Below are 20,469 nucleotides of genomic sequence, written 5' to 3' on the forward strand. Positions count from 1 at the left end.
CTGCTGGGGCGACCACCTCGACGTGTCCCGATGGGACGACGCCGACTACGTGCAGTCCCGGCTCGACATCCTGGAGCGCAACGGGCTGAAGGTGTGGACGATCTCGAACCACCTCGCCGGCCAGGCGGTCTGCGACGACCCCATCGACGAGCGGCACCGCGACATCCTGAACGACCGCGTGTGGGGCGACGGCGACCCCGAAGGCGTGCGGCAGCGCGCCGCCGAGGAGCTGAAGATGACCGCCCGGTTCGCCGCGAGGCTCGGCGTCAAGACCGTCGTCGGCTTCTCCGGATCGTCGATCTGGAAGGCGGTCGCGATGTTCCCGCCGGCATCCGACGAGTTCGTCGCCGCCGGGTACCAGGACTTCGCCGATCGGTTCGGTCCGATCCTGGATGTGTTCGAAGAAGTCGGGGTGCGGTTCGCGCTCGAAGTGCACCCCTCCGAGATCGCCTACGACTACTGGACCGCGAAAGCGACGCTCGACGCGATCGGCCACCGCAAGAGCTTCGGGTTCAACTTCGACCCGTCCCACTTCATGTGGCAGCAGCTGGACCCGGTCGCGTTCGTGCTGGACTACGCCGACCACATCTTCCACGTGCACGTCAAGGAGTCCATCACCAACCTCGACGGCCGCAACGGCGTGCTCGGCTCCCACCTGCCGTGGGCCAACCCGCGTCGCGGCTGGACGTTCGTGTCCACCGCGCACGGTGAAGTCCCCTGGGAACCCCTCTTCCGCGCGCTGAACGCGATCGGCTACAACGGACCGACGAGCGTCGAATGGGAGGACGCCGGCATGGACCGCCTCCAGGGCGCACCCGAAGCCCTCCAGTTCGTCCGCGAGCTCAACGCGATCACCCCGCCCGCGGCGGCGTTCGACGCGGCGTTCTCGACGAAGGCGGAGTAGCACCCGGCATCCGCTCGCGCTGTCGAAACCTGCATCCGCGGTCAGTTGAAATGACAGCGGATGCCGGAATCGGCAGCGCGAGCGCGCGGAGGGGAGCCCCCGGAGCGGAAGAGCTCAGCGCACGCCCTTCATGAGGGCCAGCACCGGCTTCACCGCGGCGAGCAGCGCGATGCCCACGACGATGGCGATCGCGCCGAGGATCGAGAAGTACGGGACCTCGTCGTCGGGGTTGTAGAACTGCGCGAGCCAGCCCGAGATCGCGGTGCCGAGCGACACCGAGAGGAAGAACAGCGCCACCATCTGCGTGTGGAACGCCTGCGGCGCGAGTTTCGTCGCGACCGACAGGCCGACCGGTGACAGCAGCAGCTCGGCGATCGTGAAGACGAAGATGATCCCGACCATCGCGATGAGCGGCGTGGAGTGCGGACCGCCGCCCGCGAACGGCAGGAACAACAGGAACGCGATGCCCATGATGATGACGCCCAGGCCGAACTTCACGGGGGTCGAGGGCTGGCGCGAGCCGAGCTTGGTCCAGATCGCGGCGAACACGCCCGACAGGATGATGATGAACACCGGGTTGATGGACTGCACCCAGTCCGGCGGCATCTCCCAGCCGAAGATGTTGAGATCCAGCCTCTGCTCCGCGTAGATCGGCACGACCGTGAACTGCTGCTGGTACAGCGACCAGAACGCGACGCTCGTGATGAACAGCGGGATGAACCCGAACACGCGCGATCGCTCGGGGGAGTCGATGCGTCGGCTCGACAGGATGACCGCGAAGTAGGCGATCGTCGCTCCGACGACGGTGACGATGATGACGACCGAGAGGTTGTCGGCCCGGATGACGCCCGTGAGCACGAGCACGACGATCAGTGCGATCGCGGCGACGCCGATGCCCGCGAAGATCCAGCGCCCGCGGACGGGCAGCGGGTTCGGCACGACGCGCGACTCCTCGGGGAGCTGTCTGCGGCCGAACGAGTACTGGATGAGGCCGAGCGCCATGCCGACGGCGGCCGCGCCGAATGCCCAGTGGAAGCCGAGGTTCGTCCGCAGGAACCCCGTCACGAGCGGGCCGAAGAACGCGCCGATGTTGATGCCGAGGTAGAAGATCGAGAAGCCGGCGTCGCGCCGCGGGTCGGCGGCGCCATAGAGCGTTCCGACGACCGAGGTCGCGTTCGCCTTGAGGCCGCCCGATCCGATCGCCACGAGGATGAGGCCGATCGTCACACCGGCGTACCCGGGGATGAGGGCGAGCCCCAAGTGGCCGCACATGATCACGATCGCGCTGTAGAAGAGGACGCGCTCCGAGCCGAGCAGCCGGTCCGCCACCCACGCGCCGAGGATCGTCGCGAGGTAGACCGAGCCGCCGTACGCGCCGATGATGCTCACGGCCGTGGACTCCGGCATCCCGAGCCCGCCCTCGGACGTCGAGAAGTAGAGGTAGTAGACCATGACGATCTGCATGCCGTAGAAGCTGAACCGCTCCCACATCTCGACGCCGAAGACGTGCGCGAGCGCCCACGGCTGGCCGAAGAACCGCGTGTCGCGGTCGCTTTCCGCGGGTGCCGGGGTGGTCGTCGTCATGCACGCGAGGCTAGACCCGCGCGGCGATGCGCGACAGAGGGGTGCGCGACAGGCGCATCACATCCGGATCACTCGGGGAGGGACGGATGCCGCTCCTCCGGCGACCGGCGAGAGGGGATGAACAGCCCGATGCCGAGCGCGACGATCGCGCCCACCCCGCCGAGGAGGAACGCGACGTCGAACGCGGTGGGAGTCGGCAGCTGCACGCCGTCCTGCTGGACGGAGTAGGTCGCGAGCACGGCGCCGACGACGGCCGCGGCGCTGCTCGTGCCGACCGACCGGAAGAGGGCGTTGAGCCCGTTGGATGCGCCCGTCTCGGACTGCGGCACGGACCGCATGATGAGCATGGGCATCGCGGCGAATCCGAATCCGATGCCGACGCCGATCAGGAGGTTGGCGACGAGCAGCTGCCACACATCGGTGCGGAAGAAGTAGGTGAAGGCGTATGCGACGACGAGGGCCGCCGCGCCCGTGAGCAGCAGCACGCGCGGGCCGACGCGGTGCGACAGTCGGCCGGCGATGGGCGAGAGCACCATCATGACGAGGCCCGACGGCATGACGACGAGGCTCGCGGCAAGCAGCGAGAGACCGAATCCTCCGACGGATGCGGGCAGCTCGAGCAGCTGCGGATACACGACGTTCGACGAGAACAGCGAGAACCCCATGGCGACGGAGGTGAGGTTCGTCAGCAGCACGGGCCGGCGTGCCGCGACGCGGAGGTCGAGGAGCGGATCGTCGACGCGCAGCTCGTACCAGCCCCACGCCAGCAGCACGACGATGCCGCCGATCCCGCACGCGAGGGTGGCGGGAGAGGTCCATCCCCACTCGTTTCCGCGCGAGATGGCCAGGAGGATCCCGATGAGGCCTATCGCGAGCCCGGCCACGCCCACGAAGTCGATGCGCCCGCCCGAGCGCAGCACGCTCACCGGCACGATCCACACGACGAGGGCGATCTGGATGACGCCGAGGATCGCCGAGAGCCAGAAGATCATGTGCCAGTCGCTCAGCTCTGTCACGAGGGCGCTGATCGGGAGCCCGAGCGCCCCGCCGACGCCGAGGGTCGCACTGATGAGCGCGATGGCGGAGTCGACGCGGTCTTCGTGCAGCACGTCGCGCAGGATCGAGATCCCGAGCGGCACGACACCTGTGACCGCCCCCTGCAGCGCTCGCCCGACGATCACCCCGATGATGTGCGGGGAGAGCGCCGCGATGACCGAGCCGATCACAAGCGTCACCAGCAGCGCGATGACCACGCGGCGTTTGCCGTACATGTCGCCCAGGCGCCCCGAGATCGGTGTGCACACCGCCGCCGCGAGGAGCGTCGCCGTCACGACCCACGCCGTGTCCTCGCGGCTCGCGTCGAGCAGCTCGGGCAGCTTCGACTGGATCGGCACGACGAGCGTGAACATGAACGACGAGCTCAGGCCGGCGATCGCGAGCACCGCGACGATGGCGCCCTGGGGTGGCATCCGGGTGAGGCGTCTGCGTGCTGCGTCACCCATGCCCATCGATTCAGGCTAACTGCGGATGCCGCATCCGGGCCGCCGACGGAGGCGACGCGACTCCCACCGAGTGGGGCCGGACGGTCGCCGACACCCGGCTTCGAGGAAGCGTCGGCGACAGTCCGTCCGGGATGGTGCCCGGAACCGCGGGCCACGCTATCAGCGCGGTTCGGCGCGCGCCACCCTGAAATCGCCGGGCTGTCGCCCGCAGCCCGCTGTCCGGGCCAGACTGGGGGGATGGAGGACGAGGACGAGGTCGCGATCCGCCCGCTGAACACCCTCGAGGAGGTGTTCGCGGCCTCCGAGCTGTTCAGCGCGGTGTGGCACGGCGACCGCTCGGGGATGGCCCCGAACCTCCTGCGCGCACTCGCGCACTCGGGCAATTACGTGGTCGGCATGTTCGCGGGGGATCGCATGGTCGGGGCATCCGCCGCCTTCTTCGCCGAGCCTGCCGCGCGCTCCATGCACTCGCACATCACCGGCGTGCTTCCCGAGCACCAGAGCCAGGGCCTCGGTCGGCGCCTCAAGCAGCACCAGCGCGAGTGGGCGCTCGAGCGCGGCGTCGGGCACATCACGTGGACGTTCGACCCGCTCGTCGCCCGCAACGCGCACTTCAACCTCAACGTGCTCGGCGCACGCGTGACGGAATACCTCGTGAATCAGTACGGCGCGATGGACGACGGCGTCAACCGCGGCGACCAGACCGACCGGCTCATGGTCTCGTGGGCGCTCGCCGCGCCGCCGGCGCCGGTGCCGCCCGACGAGCGGGTCGTCGCATCCGTCGAGGTACCCACCGACATCTCGGCGATCCGGCGCGACAACCCCGCGGAGGCCACCGCGTGGCGGTTGCGCGTGCGTCGGAGGTTCCTCGAACTGCTCGAGCAGGGGCTCGTGGTCGGCGGGTTCGACGACGACCGGGGCTACCTCTTCGTGGAGGCATCCGGCTAGTCCTCCGGCTCCTCCATCGGGTTGCCGGGGCGCACGTCGGCGTCGTCGCGGATGTCGATGCGCGTGACGCCGTCGCGGTGCGTCACGTCGATGCGGGGCGCCGCGTCGTCCTCGGTCGCGTTCGGCGCCGAGGTGAGCTGGTCGTGGCGCTTCTCCTCATCGGTCATGCCGGTGTCGTCGGTGGTGCGGTCTTCCGCCCCGCGCTCTTCGCTGTGCATGGCTCGACGCTAGAGCCGAGGCGCGTGCGGGTCCACGGCCTTGCGGCGGATGCGGCGCTCGGGTAGTCCTCGTCCGAAGGGATCCTGCCGCGCGTGCTTCGCCGCCTGCCATTCCCGAAATAGGGTGTGCGTGCCGGATGCCGCGTCCCTAGGCTCACGGCATGGCCACGGCACCCGACTTCCGCGCGCACTTCGACTTCGACATCCGCTTCGCCAACGGCGGGGCGCTCTCGGGCACCGGCTTCCGGCTCGATCTGCCCTCGGCCGACACCGGCGAGGACGAGATCGCACGCCTGCTCGTGCAGCATCTCGGGCTCGCGCTCGTCGACGAGGTCGAGCTTCGTGGTCTGCGCATCGTCGAGGAGTCGCACCGCGGGTCCCGCGGCGTCTCTTCCGCGCCGACGACGGGTCCGGATGCCGCGACCCGCGTCATCGACCTGAGCCACCCCATCCGCGCGGGCCTCGTGACCTACCCGGGACTCCCCGCGCCGACGATCGCGCCCCACCTCACGCGCGAGGACTCGCGCGCCCGGTACGCGCCCGGGACCGAGTTCGCGATGGACATCATCACGATGGTCGGCAACACGGGCACGTATCTCGACTCCCCGTACCACCGCTACGAAGGCGGGACGGACCTCGCGGGACTCGACCTGTCGACGCTCGTCGGGCTTCGCGCCGAGGTGTTCCATCTCGAGGACGCGTGGACGCCCGAGCGGCGCGGCATCCGTGCCGAGACGCTCGCCGATCGAGACGTGCGCGGTGCCGCGGTGCTGCTGCACACGGGGTGGGACCGCTGGTTCGGGCGGCCCGAGTACGGGAACGGCGCCCCGTTCCTCACCGGCGAAGGCGCACAGTGGCTCATCGACGCGGGCGCCGTGCTCGTCGGCATCGACTCGCTCAACATCGACGACGCCGATCCTTCGACGGGATCAGGAGGCGGCGAGCGCCCGGCGCACTCTCTGCTGCTCGCGGCGGGCGTCCACGTCGTCGAGCACCTCACGACCCTCGCGGAGCTGCCGCCCTCGGGTGCGCTGTTCACGGCCGCACCGCCCGCTGTCGAGGGCTTCGGCACGTTCCCGGTGCGCGCGTTCGCGCAAGTGACGGATGCCCCGTGAAGGGCGACTGGACCCCGCACCGCCGCGACGACGGCGAGCTCATCGGGTGGATCCGGCCCGAAGGCGAGGACTGGGTCGCCGTCGATGTGCTGGGGCGCGAGGCATCCGGACCCGTCGACTGGCTCGACGCCGAGGCGGCACTCGAAGACATGGGGCTGCGGTTCCTGGCCGATGTGTGGATGCTCGAGCGTGACGGCGATCCGCCGATGCGGGTGCGCATCGTCGAGGTGACTCCTCCGCGGCCCGGCGAGGAGGGTCGGGTCGTCGTGCAGACCGACGACTTCGGCGCGATCGACGCCCCTGTCGAGAGGTTCGAGCTCGCGTGGCCGGCGCCGGACGAGCTGCGCCCGATGCGACCGGGCGAAGGCGGCTCGCCGTGGGGCTGACGCGCGACTGTATCTGACGGCGGGGGTGCTGCTCCTTCGTGGCGAGACCGGATCACCGGGTCGCCACGGAGGGAGGCCGCCATGAACGCACAGCTCGAGACGAATCGAGTCGCCCGCTCGGTGCAGCGCTGGCGCGAACGCCGCGCGCAACGGCAGCTCGGACCGCGCCGGTGCCGCTCGACCTTCCGCCCCGTGACCGAGGTGGCGTCGATCCACGCAGCGTGAGCGACCGGCCGGACGACGGCCTGGTGGTCGGATGCGGCGACTAACCTGTGCGCATGCGCACGCTGTCGACCGGTCGTCGGCGCCCCTTCGGTGCCGCCTTCGTCGCGCTCGTCGCACTGGCTGCCGCGGGCTGCTCGGCCGGCACCGGGGCTGAACCCGGCGACACCGGCCTGCCCGACGGGGTCGAGGTCGAGATCGTGCAGCTGCGCGCCGACGTCTCCACGCGCACGGCGCAGGTGTCGGTGCACAACGGATCCGACGAGACTCTCGTGATCGGCGACGTGCGCGTGAGCGACCCGCGGTTCGCGGACGACGCGACGCGCGACGTTGCGCGCGAGAGTCGCGTCGCGCCGGGCGTCACGGTGAACGTGCGCGTGCAGCTTCCCGAGGTCGCGTGCCCCGCGCCGGACGACGCCGAGCCGCGCGTGACGCTCGCCTTCACGCGCGAAGACGGCGCGACGGGAAAGGCGACCGTCCCCGCGGCCGATCCGCTCGGTTTCATCGCGCCGCTGCACGAACGCGAGTGTCGGGCGCAGTCGGTGGCGGATGCCGCGACCATCGCTTTCGAACATTTCACACCCTCCCCTGCCGGAGCGCCGGCACGACTGGACCTCGCGATCGAGCCGACCGGGGCGGGCAGCCTCGCGATCGAGGGCGTGCAGGAGACGAACCTCATCTCGTTCGGCACGGCGACGGTGGACGGTGCGTATCCCGTCGGACTCGACGTCTCGACGGGCGGCTCCGATCGCACGGTGATCTCGCTGCCGATCGTGCCCTTCCGCTGCGACCCGCACGCGGTGCAGGAGGACAAGCGCGGCACGATCTTCGACGTGCGCGTCGTGCTCGACGGCGAGCCGGGTGAGATCGAGGTGTTCGTCGGGGAGGACATGCGCGGCAAGATCCTGTCGTGGGTCGCCGACTGGTGCGGATTCGGTCCAGGCGCCTGAGCCCGCGAGCCCTACGCTGGTCGGCATGAGCAGCGTCGCTCCCGAAGACCCCGCAGCCGCGGCGCGCGGCATCTCGCGCCGCACCCAGTCCGAGATCTACCGCGCCGGCATCAGCGGCACGCGCCCCGCCGTCCCCGTCGATCCGAGCGCGCTCGAGCGCGCGGCGCGCAAGGCGTCGAGCGCCGAGGCGTTCGCCTACATCGCGGGCGGTGCCGGATCCGAGCGCACCGTCGCCGCGAACCGCGCCGCGTTCGAGCGGTGGCAGGTGTGGCCGCGACCGCTGCGCGACGTGTCGAGCCGCGACCTGTCGATCGAGTTCCTCGGCACGCGGCGCGCGACGCCGCTGCTGCTCGCGCCGCTCGGCGTGATGGAGCTCGTGAACGCCGACGCCGATCTCGCGGTCGCGCGGGCCGCGGCATCCGTCGGTGTTCCGTACACGCTCAGCAACCAGGCCTCCTACCCGATGGAGGCGGTGGCGGATGCCGCACCCGCCGGCTCTCGGCTGTTCCAGCTCTACTGGTCGTCGTCCGACGAGCTCAACGCGTCGCTCCTGCGGCGGGCCGAGGCATCCGGATGCGAGGCGATCGTCGTCACCCTCGACACGCACCTGCTCGGCTGGCGCACGCGCGATCTCGACCTCGCGTACCTGCCGTTCACGCGCGGCCTCGGGATCGCGCAGTACACGAGCGACCCGGTGTTCCAGCAGCTCGTGCGCGAACGGACTCGGGGGGCATCGGCGGGTGGGGCCACGGCCGCCGCGAACACGGAGGACACGACGCCGCCCCGCGCCGCCGAGCCGAACCCGCCTGTCAAGCTCACGCCGAAGGCGGTCGCCGCGGGTGTGCGCATCGCGCGGAAGGGGTCGGCCATCACCGGCTCGAAGAGCCTGCGCGAGAATCTGCGCTCACCGCTGCCGCGCGCGGCGGTCGAGACGTTCCTCGAGGTCTTCTCGACCCCCGCGCTCACGTGGGACGACCTCGCGAAGGCGCGCGAGTGGACGAAACTGCCGATCATCCTCAAGGGCATCGTGCATCCGGATGACGCGACCCGCGCCCTCGACGCGGGCGCCGACGCGATCTGGGTCTCGAACCACGGCGGGCGCCAGATCGACCAGTCGGTCCCGACGCTCGCGGCGCTCCCCGAGATCGAGCGCCGCGTCGGCGGGCGGATGCCGATCGTCTTCGACTCGGGGGTGCGCGGCGGCGCCGACGTCGCGATCGCCCTCGCGCTCGGCGCGACGGCTGTTGCGATCGGCCGCCCCTACGCGTACGGCCTCGCGATCGCGGGGGAGAACGGTGTGCGCGAGGTCGTGCGCAACATCCTCGCCGAGCTCGACATCACGATGGGGCTCGCGGGTGCCACGAGCATCGAGGAGCTCGACCGCGGGGTGCTGCGCGAGGAGTGATATCCGGGGCGACACGCATCCGGGCAACCCTCGGAAATCGGGGGGATGTCCCCCGCGCGGAACGTCCTCGCGTGCCTCTACGCTGTGAGCATGACCATCCCTCCCTCGCCCCAGCCTCCGGCGGGCGGCTACTCGGCCCCGCCGCCGTCGATGACGCCAGCCGACGAGAAGCTCTGGTCGACGCTGGTGCACCTCGGCGGCCTGTTCTTCGGCTTCCTGGCGCCGCTCGTCGGGTACCTGATCCTGAAGGACCGCGGCCCCTTCGTGCGCGCCCACACGGCGACGGCGCTGAACTTCCAGCTCACGCTGATCATCGCGTACGTCGTCGGCGGCCTGCTCGCGATCGTGTTCGTCGGCTTCCTGATCATCTTCGCCGCGTACATCCTGAACATCGTCTTCTGCATCGTCGCGGCCGTGAAGGCCAACGGCGGCCAGTGGTACACGTACCCGATGTCGATCCCGTTCGTGAAGTGACGGCCTGACGGCCCAGCTCACGCCCGGCTCCGGTGGCGCGCTGCGGGCGGCGGGGCGCGCGGCATCCGCTCGGTAGAATCGACGGATGCCGCGGCACTCGCCGCCCGCACTCGCACAACCTCTTCCGACCATTGGAGCCACCGTGGCCGAGCCCTCCCGCCTCGACAAAGTCATCTCGCTCGCCCGCCATCGCGGGTTCGTCTTCCAAGCGGGTGAGATCTACGGCGGATCCCGGTCGGCGTGGGACTACGGCCCCCTCGGCACCGAGCTGAAGGAGAACATCCGCCGCCAGTGGTGGCAGACGTTCGTGCGCGGCCGCGGCGACATGGTCGGCCTCGACTCGTCGATCATCCTGCCAAAGCGCGTATGGGAGGCATCCGGTCACGTCGCGACGTTCACCGACCCGCTCGTGGAGTGCCTGCACTGCCACAAGCGCTTCCGCGCCGACAACCTCCTCGAGGATTTCGAGGCGCGCAAGGGCCGCAAGGCCGAGCACGGTCTCGCGGATGTCCCGTGCCCGAACTGCGGCACGAAGGGGCAGTACACCGAGCCGAAGCCGTTCTCGGGTCTTGTGAAGACGTACCTCGGCGTCGTCGACGACGAGTCCGGCCTCTACTACCTGCGCCCCGAGACCGCGCAGGGCATCTTCGTGAACTTCTCGAACGTCGTGACGGCGTCCCGCAAGAAGCCGCCGTTCGGCGTCGGCCAGGTCGGCAAGGCTTTCCGCAACGAGATCACGCCGGGCAACTTCATCTTCCGCACGCGCGAGTTCGAGCAGATGGAGATCGAGTACTTCACGCCTCCTGCCGAGGCGCAGGAGTGGTTCGAGCACTGGGTCGAGGAGTGCTGGAGCTGGTTCGTCGACCTGGGCATCGACCCGGCGAACATGCGCCGGTTCGACGTCCCGGAAGACGAGCGCGCGCACTACTCCGACGGCACGATCGACATCGAGTACCGCTTCGGCTTCCCGGGCAAGGAGTGGGGCGAGCTCATGGGCGTCGCCAACCGCACCGACTTCGACCTGAAGTCGCACAGCGAGGCATCCGGTCACTCGCTGTCGTTCTTCGACCAGGCCTCGGGCGAGAAGTACATCCCGTACGTGATCGAGCCGTCGTTCGGCCTGACGCGCGCGATGATGGCGTTCCTCGTCGACGCGTACCACGAGGAGCAGGCGCCGAACGCGAAGGGCGGGTTCGACACCCGCACCGTGCTCAAGCTCGATCCGCGCCTGTCGCCCGTCAAGATCGCGGTGCTGCCGCTGTCGCGCAACGAGCAGCTCTCGCCGATCGCGCGCGAGACGGCTGCCGCGCTGCGGGGTCGCTGGGTCGTGGACTTCGACGACGCGGGCGCGATCGGCCGCCGTTACCGCCGTCAGGACGAGATCGGCACCCCGTTCTGCGTCACGGTCGACTTCGACTCGCTCGACGACCGTGCCGTCACGGTGCGCGACCGCGACACGATGGCTCAGGAGCGCGTGCCGCTCGAGGCCCTCGAGGGCTATCTGGCGGAGCGCCTGCGCGGCGCCTGACACGCGCTGCGGTTCCCGGGGCTCGCGCTGCGGTTCCCGGGGCTCGTGCTGCGGTTCCCGGGCCTCGCGCTGCGGTTTCCTGCATCCGCTGTCGTTCGTGACGGCCGCGTGTGCAGGATTCGACAGCGCGAAGCCGCGGGCCCCGCGTGGGCGCGTCAGTTCTTCGCGACCGCGCCGTCGGGTGACACGGGCAGCACATCGGCCGGGGCGCCCTTGAGGGCGAACGACTGCAGGAGCGCCGCGAGGTCGAGCCCCGTGAGGCCCTTCACGACCTCGGTGCCCTCGCCGAGCACCTTGCCGACGGTCTTCGTGACGTCGGAGGCGCCGTCGGTCGAGACGACGGTCATCTTGTCGATCGCCGCGATCGGCTCGGCGGCCGCGCGGACGATCTCGGGCAGGCGAGAGATGATCTCCTGCGCGAGAGCCGCTTCGCCGTACTTCTGCAGCGCGAGCGCCTTCGCGTCGGTCGACGCCGCCTCGGCGAGACCCTCGGCCTGGATCGCGGCGGCGCGCGCCTCGCCCTCGGCCTTGACACCCTCGGCGAGCGCGACCTGCTTGTCGCGCTCGGCGCTGCCGGCCAGGCGCACCGCGGCCGCGGCGGCCTCGGCGTCCTGCACGGCGGCGACCTTGTTCGCCTCGGCGATCTTCGTGCGCTTGAACGCGTCGGCCTCGGTGGCGGCGTTCGCGGCGTCGCGGCGGGCGGTGGCCGCCTGCACCTCGGCGTAGGCCTGGGCCTCGGCCGGCTTGCGGATCTCGATGTCGAGACGCTCCTGTGTCACGAGCGCCTGCTCGGTGAGCGCCTCGCGCTCCTGCACGGCGACGAGCTTGTCCTGCTCGGCCTTGGCGAGCTGGCCCGCGGCCTCGGCCTCGGCGTTCGCGCGGTCGGTGTCGGCCTTGATCGAGGCCTGGCGCAGCGAGAGCGCCTTCTGGCGCTCGGCGATCTGCTCGGCGGCCTCGATGCGCGCGAACTCGCTCGCGCGGGCGGCCTCGGCCTCGCTGATCTCGGCGACCTGACGGGCGCGCGCCGCCTCGGCGCGGCCGAGGTTCGCGAGGTAGTCGCTGCCGGGCGTCGAGATGTCGCTGATGTTGAGGAGGTCCACCTGCAGACCCTGCTCGACGAGGTCGGCCTTCGTCTCGGCGACGACGCGGTCGGAAAGGCTCTTGCGGTCGGAGATGATCTGCTCGATCGTCATGTCGCCCACGATCGAGCGGAGCGACCCCTCGAGCGACTCCTTGATGATCTCGGTCAGCGCGTCCTGCTGCGAGAGGAAGCGCTGCGCGGCGCGGCGCACGCCCTCTTCGGTGCCCGACACCTTGAAGTTGATCGACGCCTTGATCGCGATCTTGATGCGGTTCTTGTCGACGCCCTCGACCGTGATGCCGATCTGGCGCTGCTCGAGCGAGATCGAGAATCCCTGCTGGAGGATCGGCCACACGAAGGTGCGGCCGCCGATCACGACGCGCTGGCCGCCGGGCGCCTCGCCGGGGGCGGGCTTGCCGGCGCCGCGGCCGACGATCACGAGGGCCTCGTTGGGAGGCACGCGACGAATGCGTCGCGCGATGAACACGAGCAGTCCGAGGACCGCGACGACCAGCGCGACCACGGCGCTGATCTGGATGACATCGACCGGCATGGGTGTCCTTTCCGGGTGTGGGGGGGTGATCCGGATGCCGCGGCGAACGGCAGCCGCATCCGTCGCCGCTGCGCGGCTCAGGTGTTTACTCCGCGACGACCTTGACGCGCGTGCCGGCGTGCTCGACGACGCGGATGCGCACGCCCTCGGCGATCGTGTCGTCGGCGAACGCCAGGCGCCGTTCGACCTCATGCGGACCGTCGAGGCTCACCTCGCCGCCGGACGGCGACACCGTGGAGCGGGTCACTCCTGTGAGCCCGAGCGCCGAGACCGGCACGCCGTCGGAGGACTTCGTGAGCCTCCGCACGAAGAACACCGCAAGCAGGTACGCGAGGACTGCGAGCACGACCGCCAGGACGTACGCCCACACAAGATCCAGGCCCGCCGTCGTGGTGAGCACGCCGGATGCGCCGAACACCACCGCCGCGACGCCGAGGGCGGTGCCCGAGATGGCGCCGTCGCCGATCTCGAAGTGGTCGAAGATGTCACCCACGAGGAGCGAGATCACGAGCACGAGCAGCCCGATTCCCCCGATGACGATGAACGGCGTGAGCTCCAACGGGTCTCCTCCCCAGCGGGCGGCCCGCACCTCGGTGTGGGACCGGTTCCCTCCACCCTAGGGGTTCGCGGAATGCGGCATCCGGAGGAGTTTCATCCTGGGGATAACGTACGCAGCGCTGGCCCTGGGGAGGGGAATCAGCCCCTTCCGCCGTCGGCCTGGCCGATCAGACGCCTCCGCCGCCGGACTTCGCCGCAGCCTTCACGCCGCGCTTGTACTCGCGCACCTTCGCGAGCGACTCGGGCGAGACGATGTCGGCGACGCTGCGGTACGAGCCTTCTTCTCCGTAGGGGGCGGATGCCTCGCGCCACCCCGCGCCGTCGTAGCCGTACTGCTTGCCGAGGAGCGCGAGGAAGATCTTCGCCTTCTGGTCGCCGAAGCCCGGGAGCTTCTTGAGCCGCTTGAGCACCTCGGCGCCGTCGGGTGCTTCCGCCTGCCCAGCAGCCGGGGTGGTCCAGATCGCGGATGCGTCGCCGCCCCAGGCCTGCTCGACCGCGGCGCACAGCGCCTGCACGCGCGCGGCCATCGATCCCGGGAACCGGTGGACCGCGGGCGGCTGCTTGAACGCCTCGGCGAAGGCATCCGGGTCGTAGGCCGCGAGGGCGCCCGCGTCGAGCGTGCCGACCCGTTCGCGGATCTTGAGCGGACCCGCGAACGCGGTCTCCATCGCGACCTGCTGGTCGAGGAGCATGCCGATGAGCAGGGCGAGCGGATCGTCGCTCAGCAGGCGGTCCGCCGCGGTGTCGCCGGTGATGTGCAAAGTCATGCCGCAAGTCTCGCACCGGCTCGGTTAGGTTGTCAGAGAACTCTCGCGCCCTGGGCGCGAACCCGAGCACCCAGGACGCTGACCGAATGCCGAAACCCCGTTCGTCGTCGCTGACGACCGGCCCCCTGTGGCGGGCACGCGCGGTCGCGCGCGTGGGGCTGCTCGCGAGTGCGGCTGCGACCGTGGAGGTCGCCGTCTCGACCGTGTGCCTCGTGCCGGCGGCGCTCGCCCGCGCGGCGGGGGAGGCGGGGCATCCGCCGCCACCCGGTCTGTCGGCCGAAGACGTGGCAGATCAGATCGCCCTCGGCGCGACCGCGCTCGCGACGGCCACCCCGGCGCTCGTGCTCCTGGTGGCGATCCTCGCGGGCACGGCCATCGCGCAATTGGCGCGGCTCATCGCGGCCGCGCGCGACGACGAGACCGCGACGATCCGGGCGCGCGGCCTGTCGTGGGGTCAGGCGCGCCTGCTCGACGCGGGCGAGGCGCTCGTCGTGGTCGTCGCCGGCGGCATCGTGGGTGTCGCACTCGCGGCGGCGATCGCGGCCATCGCGGGCGGATCGGCGCTCGAGGCCCTCGCCCAGTGGCCGTTTGCGCTCGCGGCGGTCGTCGTGCTCGGCGTCGTGTTCGCGGTCGCCCTGCGCCGCGGCGAGCGCCGAGCCGGGTCGACGCGCACCACCCGTGCCACGACGGCCGCACTCGTGGTGGTCGTGCTGCTCGCGGCGGCGCTCGTCGTGTGGCAGCTTCCCGCCGCACGTGCCGGCGGCTTCGACCCGATCGTCGCGATCGCTCCGGCCGTCGTGCTCATGGCGGGCGCCCTCGTCGCGCTCGCGCTCTTCGGCGCCGCGTCAGCCGTGGTGGCGCGCCCGTCGGCGGCGATCCCGTCACTCGCGCCCGCCTACCCCGTGCGGCAGGTGTCTCGACGCGTGCCGATCTACGCGGTCGCCGTGCTGCTGGTGGGGCTCACGGTCGCCGAGACCGTCTTCGCGTCCGCGTACGCGGCGACGTGGAGCGCGATGACGACGGACTCGGCCGCGGTGCGCACCGGTGCCGATCTGCGGGTCGACACGAAGCCCCAGTCCGTTAACCCCGGCCAGGTGCTCGAGGCGGCGTCGATCGACGGCATCGACGCGGCGTCGGCCGCACTGGTCGAGCGCGTCGAGATCGGGCAGACGAACGCGCAGCTCGTCGCGGTGCCGACGGCCATGATCGACGACGTCGTGACGACGGCGGGTGGCATCATCGACCGTGACGCGCTCGCCGCGACAGCGGATGTCGGCGCCGATGACGTCGCCCGCTCGGAGCCCGTGCCCCTCGGCGACGATGCGACCGGACTGCGCGTGCGTCTCGACGTTCATGTCGTCGACGGCTTCCCACAGGGGTTCAACGTCAACGCGCTGCTGCTCGACGCGACCGGCGCGCCGTTCGCCCTCCCACTCGACGGGGGCCTCGTCTTCGACGCGGACAACCTGCCGCAGTTCACGGGCGACCTCGACTTCACGGGGTACTTCGAGGGTGAGTCTGAACTGCCCGACGGTAGGGCGCCGTGGAGTCTGCTCGCGATCGCGACGGGGCTCGGCCCCGTCGCGGGCGGCCAGATCACGATCGAGGTCGCGGATGCCGAGTCGATCGGCGTCGGGCCGCTCGATGTCTCCGGCATGGGGATCATGACGGGCCAGAACCCTGACGCCGTCGTGTGGCGCGGCGACGGAGGCGTCCTCGCCGCGGCGCCTCCCATGCAGGACGGCGGGGTCGACTCGCAGCGTCCGCCCGTGCTGGCGGTCGCCACGAAGGCGCTCGCGTCCCGGCTCGGCGTCGGGCCGGGTGACTTCCTCGAACTGCGGTACGCCGGCACGGGCCGTCGGGTCGACGTCGTCCTCTCTTCTGTCGTGGACGCGGTGCCCGGAGCATCCGGCACCCTCGCGCTCTTCGCTCCTCTCGAGAACCTGCTCACGTCGCAGCTTCAGCGGGGCACGTCGATCGTGCCGCCGAACTCGCTGTGGGCCGCGGGCGACACAGGGGCGGATGCGGCGCTCAGCGCTGCGATGAACGACCGACCTGTCGCGACCTCCGCCCCGAGCCTTGCGGCGAGCGTCGTGGGCGCGCTTGTGCCGGGGTGGTGGATAGCGACCGCGGGGTCGGCGGTGCTGTCGATCGTGGCGGCGTTCGCGATCGTGCAGACGCTCGCCATCGCACGCAGGCGGGAGCTGGGCGTGCTGCGTGCCGTCGGCATCACTCCGCGGCGACAGGCGCGCATGCGCGCGGCGGAGCTCGGAGGCGTCTTCGGCGCGGCGCTCGTGCTGGGCGCCGGCGCGGGTGTGCTCGTGTCGTGGCTCGTCGTACCCGACCTCGTGCGCGCCGTGACTCCGGGCATCCTCGCGCTCGCCGGAGGCATCGACGTCGCATGGACGCCGCTCGTCATCGCGGTCACCGCCCTCGCGGTGGGCCTCGCGGCGATCGTCGTGTACGCGGCGACCGGCGTCTCGCGCGCCGCGCGCACCGCGACCGTGGGGGAGGAGTCGCGATGAGCCGCCGCGTCACGACCCGCGCCCTCGTGTCGCACCACCTGCGCTCGCGCATCGGCGGCGGCGCGGTCGTGGCGCTCCTCGTGCTCATGCTCTCGTTCCTCGCGACGGCGGCGCCGATCGTGCTCGGACTGCTGTCGGATGCGGCGCTTCGCGATCGCCTCGGCGTGCTCGGCGCGCTCGAGCGGGACGTCGTCTCCGAGACCGCGGGCGCGCCGCAGCTCGGTGCGCACGACTTCTCGGTCCCGTCGACGACGGAAGAGGTGTGGGGGACGTTCCTCGACGCTGTCGAGGGCATCCGCGTCGAGGCCGACGACCCGCTTCCCGAGGTCCTCGGCACCGGTCGCGCGGTGACGACGGTGACCGACATGCCCGTCGCCGAGGCGCCGCGCACGCGCGCCGTGAGCATGGCGTTCGCGCCCGGAATCGAAGACGAGATCGTCCTGGTCGAGGGCCGGATGCCGGAACCCGCCGCCTCGTATCTGCCCGAGCCCGTCGCATCCGCGTCGATTCCGGGCGGAAGCGTCGCCAATCGCGTCGAAGTCGTCGTCTCGGCCGAAACGGCGGGGGAGATGGAGTGGGCGGTCGGCGAGACGAGGTCGGTCGGCATACCCGCGGCCCTCGTCGAGCTCGTGCTCGTCGGCACCTTCGAGCCTGTCGACCCCGACGCCGGCTTCTGGGAGCACGTGCCCTCGTCGCTCACGCCGAAGATCTTCGACGACGGCAACCTTCCACGCGTCGTGACGGGCATGGCGTTCCCGCACCCCGCGTCGCTCATCACGAGCGGCTTGCGCGGGTTGTACTCCACCACCGTGTGGTTCCCGACCGACATCGATCGCATCAGCGCGGCGACGGCAGAAGACACGGCGGCGGCGCTGCGCAAGCTGACGGCGGTCTCGCACACGATTGGATCGTCGTCGGGCGGAATCGGCATCCTGAGCCTGCGCTTCCAGGCCGACGTCACAGGCGAGATCGAGCTCGCGCTCGCGCAGGGCGCGTCGACGGTGGCCGTCATCGCGATGATCGTGGCCGGTCCGATCGGCGTCGCCGCCGCGGTGCTGGTGCTCGGATGCCGGCTCATCCTCGAGCGCCGCCGCCCGAGCCTGCGCCTGCTGTCCGCGCGCGGCGCATCGCTCGGACAGCTCCGCGGGATCCTCGGGCTCGAGGGCGTCGTGGCGGGCATCGTGCCGGCGGTGATCGGCGCCGCGATCGCGGCGATCGTCGGCGCTGCGGTGTTCGGCGCGACCCCGACCGTCCTCGACTTCCTCCCCGCACTCGTGATCGGCCTCGCTCCGATCGCGATCCTCGTCGTGCTCGCCCCGGCGGCGGCGGAGCGGCGCGCGCGAACCGATCTCGACCTCGGCGGCTCCCGCGTGCGCCTCATCGGCGAGGGCATCGTCGTCGCGCTCACGGCGCTCACGCTCGTGCTCCTCTTCGTGCGGGGCTACAGTTCGGGCCTGGATCCGCTCCTCGCCGCCGCGCCGCTGCTTCTCGCGATCACGGCATGCCTCATCACGCTGCGGCTCTACCCGATCCCCCTGCACGGCATCTTCGACCGCGCGCGCCGGTCGAGCCGTCTCGACGCGTTCGTGGGCGCGGCGCGCGCCCTCCGCGAGCCGTCGATCGGGCTCACCCCCGTGCTCGCGCTCGTCGTCGGGGTGTCGGTGGCCGTGTCATCCGGCATCCTCCTCTCCGCACTCCAATCGGGCATCACCCAGTCCGCGCGCGCCCAGGTGGGCGCAGACATGCGGATCACGGGAGGCAGTTTCACGCTCGAGCAGCTCGACCGCGTGCGTGGCATCGACGGGGTGGCCGCCGCGACGGGCATCTCCGGCGCCGAGCCCTCCACCCTCGACGTGAACGGCGCGAAGCGTGCCACGTCGGTCTTCGTGGTGAACGGCGCCGAGCTGCGCGACGTGCAGGGCGACGAGCCCGGCCTGCTGCCGCCGGGCGCGTCGCTCGAGCCGACGGACGACGGGCCGATGCCGATGGTCGTGGCGGGAGCGACCGCGCGGATCATCGGCGGCTCCGACGAGCTGAGGCTCGGGTCGGTGCCCGCCGAGGTCGTCGGCGTCACGAGCGGTCCGTCGCCCATCGGCGCGCGCGAGAACTGGGCGGCGATCGACGCCGCCTATGCGGAGGATGTGCTGGGTCGTGACCCGAGCGACCGCACGGTGCTCGTTCGACTCGAACCGGATGCCGCCCCCGACGCCGTCGAGGAGCAGCTGCGCGCGGCGTTCCCGTTCGACGCGCGCATCGACACCGCCGACCTCATCGCCGACCGGATCCAGGCCGGGCCCGCCGTGCAGGGAGTGCGATGGGCGCTGCTCATCGCGACCGCGGTGACCGCGCTGCTCAGCGCGCTCGCGATCGTCATGACCCTCACACTCGCCACCGAGCCGCGCAACCGCCTGCTCGCACTCCTGCGCACGCTCGGTGCACCGCGTCGCGCATCGACCTCGCTCGCGCTGTGGGAGGTCGGCCCACCGGCCTTGGCCGCGATCGTGGCGGGAACCGTCTTCGGTGCGATCGTGCCGCTCGTCGTGCTCGCCGCGGTCGACCTGCGGCCCTTCACGGGCTCGACGGTGCAGCCGTCGTACCGGCTCGACCCCGCGATCCTCGCTCTCACGGTCGGCGGGTTCGTCGCGCTCGCCGCAGTGCTGACCGCCATCGCGCTGCTCGTGTCGCGCCGCATCCGCGCCGCCCGAGCCCTGCGCACCGTCGAGGAGGGCACATGACCGCGCCGCACCATCGAGGAAGGATGGGACCATGGCCCACATGACCGCTCCCGACGCGGACATCCTGTGCGTCGACCTCGTGCGCATCTTCAAGGTGACGACCGGCGCGGGGCCGGGCGTCGAGGTGCAGGCGCTGCAGGGCCTCAACCTGCGGATCGACCCTGGCGAGCTCGTCGCCGTCGTCGGGGCATCCGGTTCGGGCAAGTCGACGCTGCTGTCGATCCTGTCGAGCCTCGACCAGCCGACGGCCGGTGTCGCGTGGGTGGCGGGCCACGACCTGCTGTCGATGAAAGAGAAGGAGCGCGTCGAGTTCCGCCGGCGCAGTGTCGGGTTCGTGTGGCAGCAGACGTCGCGCAACCTCCTCCCGTACCTGTCGGCGAGCGAGAACGTCGCCGCCGCCCTCGCCGTCACAGGCGAGGTGAAGGGCGCGGCCGCGCGCCGCAAGCGCGTGGACGAGCTGCTCGACCTGCTCGAGGTGGCGCACTGCGCCGAGCGCAAGCCGTCCGAGATGTCCGGCGGTGAGCAGCAGCGCGTCGCGATCGCGGTCGGGATCGCGAACAACCCGCGCGTGCTGCTCGCCGACGAGCCGACCGGTGAGCTCGACGACACGACGAGCGCGCACGTGCTCGAGGCCATGCGCTCGGTCAACCGCGAGCTCGGTGTGACGACGCTCATCGTGACGCACGACCCCGCCGTGTCGGAGCACGTCGCCCGCACCGTGCAGATCCGCGACGGACGCACCTCGACCGAGGTGCTGCGCTCGACGCGCACCGACGAGACCGGCGCCGAGCACCACGTCGCGGAGGAGTACGCGGTGCTCGACCGCGTCGGCCGCCTGCAGCTTCCCGACGAGTTCGTCCAGGCGCTCGACCTGCGCGAGCGCGTGCGCCTCGCGCTCGAGCCCGACCACGTGGGCGTATGGCCTGGGCAGCGCCGGGAACCGGATGCGGCGCCCCCGATCCCGGACGCTGAGCCCACTCCGGTCGCCGAGCCCGCTCCGGTCGCCGAGCCCAC

The 20,469-nt window shown here is 71.3% G+C and carries 18 protein-coding genes; 12 read left to right on the top strand and 6 right to left on the bottom strand.

Annotation, left to right across the window (positions count from 1 at the left end; translation table 11 throughout):
- Positions 1-904 (top strand): sugar phosphate isomerase/epimerase family protein (locus tag VFF97_RS11290; RefSeq protein ID WP_325033601.1); only part of this gene is annotated, 904 nt, incomplete at its 5' end.
- Positions 905-1,018: 114 nt separating this feature from the next.
- On the opposite strand, the gene VFF97_RS11295 is transcribed toward VFF97_RS11290, so the two are convergent.
- Together VFF97_RS11295 and VFF97_RS11300 are read right to left on the bottom strand one after the other, a co-directional pair.
- Complete coding sequence (locus VFF97_RS11295) at positions 1,019-2,488, bottom strand: peptide MFS transporter (protein WP_325033602.1); 1,470 nt, start codon at positions 2,486-2,488, stop codon at positions 1,019-1,021.
- 68 nt (positions 2,489-2,556) lie between these two features.
- Positions 2,557-3,957, bottom strand: coding sequence for an MFS transporter (locus tag VFF97_RS11300; protein ID WP_325033618.1), 1,401 nt, complete (start codon positions 3,955-3,957; stop codon positions 2,557-2,559).
- A 270-nt stretch (positions 3,958-4,227) separates the two neighbouring features.
- Between VFF97_RS11300 and VFF97_RS11305 the strand changes: the two genes are divergently transcribed.
- A complete protein-coding gene (locus VFF97_RS11305) occupies positions 4,228-4,938 on the top strand; it encodes a GNAT family N-acetyltransferase (RefSeq protein WP_325033603.1) in 711 nt (236 codons plus the stop codon).
- Here VFF97_RS11305 and VFF97_RS11310 read toward each other — a convergent pair.
- The gene (locus VFF97_RS11310; RefSeq protein WP_325033604.1) at positions 4,935-5,156 is read right to left on the bottom strand and encodes a hypothetical protein; all 222 of its coding nucleotides are present in this window, start codon (positions 5,154-5,156) and stop codon (positions 4,935-4,937) included. The two genes, VFF97_RS11305 and VFF97_RS11310, sit on opposite strands and share 4 nt — an antisense overlap.
- Before the next feature lie 161 nt (positions 5,157-5,317).
- On the opposite strand from VFF97_RS11310, the gene VFF97_RS11315 reads away from it, so the two are divergent.
- The 7 genes from VFF97_RS11315 (at position 5,318) to VFF97_RS11345 (ending at position 11,236) form a co-directional block, all read left to right on the top strand.
- Positions 5,318-6,271, top strand: a complete 954-nt coding sequence (locus VFF97_RS11315) for a cyclase family protein (RefSeq protein WP_325033605.1) — start codon at positions 5,318-5,320, stop codon at positions 6,269-6,271.
- Positions 6,268-6,657: a hypothetical protein gene (locus tag VFF97_RS11320; RefSeq protein ID WP_325033606.1), complete on the top strand. Its 390-nt coding sequence runs from the start codon at positions 6,268-6,270 to the stop codon at positions 6,655-6,657. The genes VFF97_RS11315 and VFF97_RS11320 overlap by 4 nt, the downstream gene beginning before the upstream one ends.
- 81 nt (positions 6,658-6,738) lie before the next feature.
- Positions 6,739-6,882 carry a hypothetical protein gene (locus tag VFF97_RS11325; RefSeq protein ID WP_325033607.1) on the top strand — a complete coding sequence of 48 codons (144 nt, stop codon included), beginning with the start codon at positions 6,739-6,741 and terminating at the stop codon, positions 6,880-6,882.
- Positions 6,883-6,935: 53 nt separating this feature from the next.
- Entirely contained in the window at positions 6,936-7,829 is an 894-nt protein-coding gene (locus VFF97_RS11330; protein ID WP_325033608.1) for a hypothetical protein, read from the top strand.
- Between the two features lie 25 nt (positions 7,830-7,854).
- Positions 7,855-9,234: an alpha-hydroxy-acid oxidizing protein gene (locus VFF97_RS11335; RefSeq protein WP_325033609.1), complete on the top strand. Its 1,380-nt coding sequence runs from the start codon at positions 7,855-7,857 to the stop codon at positions 9,232-9,234.
- Positions 9,235-9,324: 90 nt separating this feature from the next.
- A complete protein-coding gene (locus VFF97_RS11340) occupies positions 9,325-9,708 on the top strand; it encodes a DUF4870 domain-containing protein (RefSeq protein WP_325033610.1) in 384 nt (127 codons plus the stop codon).
- A 142-nt stretch (positions 9,709-9,850) separates the two neighbouring features.
- Positions 9,851-11,236: a glycine--tRNA ligase gene (locus VFF97_RS11345; RefSeq protein ID WP_325033611.1), complete on the top strand. Its 1,386-nt coding sequence runs from the start codon at positions 9,851-9,853 to the stop codon at positions 11,234-11,236.
- 155 nt (positions 11,237-11,391) lie between these two features.
- Here the strand turns inward: VFF97_RS11345 and VFF97_RS11350 are convergent, their stop codons facing one another.
- The 3 genes from VFF97_RS11350 to VFF97_RS11360 form a co-directional block, all read right to left on the bottom strand.
- The gene (locus VFF97_RS11350; RefSeq protein WP_325033612.1) at positions 11,392-12,870 is read right to left on the bottom strand and encodes a flotillin family protein; all 1,479 of its coding nucleotides are present in this window, start codon (positions 12,868-12,870) and stop codon (positions 11,392-11,394) included.
- Between the two features lie 85 nt (positions 12,871-12,955).
- On the bottom strand, positions 12,956-13,429 hold the full coding sequence (locus VFF97_RS11355) for a hypothetical protein (protein WP_325033613.1): 474 nt from the start codon (positions 13,427-13,429) through the stop codon (positions 12,956-12,958).
- A gap of 166 nt (positions 13,430-13,595) precedes the next feature.
- A complete protein-coding gene (locus VFF97_RS11360; RefSeq protein WP_325033614.1) occupies positions 13,596-14,195 on the bottom strand; it encodes an HhH-GPD-type base excision DNA repair protein in 600 nt (199 codons plus the stop codon).
- Between the two features lie 86 nt (positions 14,196-14,281).
- Between VFF97_RS11360 and VFF97_RS11365 the strand changes: the two genes are divergently transcribed.
- The 3 genes from VFF97_RS11365 to VFF97_RS11375 all read left to right on the top strand — a co-directional run.
- A complete protein-coding gene (locus VFF97_RS11365) occupies positions 14,282-16,720 on the top strand; it encodes an ABC transporter permease (RefSeq protein WP_325033615.1) in 2,439 nt (812 codons plus the stop codon).
- A complete protein-coding gene (locus tag VFF97_RS11370) occupies positions 16,717-19,455 on the top strand; it encodes an FtsX-like permease family protein (RefSeq protein ID WP_325033616.1) in 2,739 nt (912 codons plus the stop codon). The genes VFF97_RS11365 and VFF97_RS11370 overlap by 4 nt, the downstream gene beginning before the upstream one ends.
- 31 nt (positions 19,456-19,486) lie before the next feature.
- Positions 19,487-20,469: ABC transporter ATP-binding protein (locus VFF97_RS11375; protein WP_325033617.1), on the top strand; the 983-nt coding region annotated here is incomplete at its 3' end.

Source organism: Microbacterium sp., from assembly GCF_035687345.1.
In the GTDB taxonomy this organism is placed as follows: Bacteria; Actinomycetota; Actinomycetes; order Actinomycetales; family Microbacteriaceae; genus Microbacterium.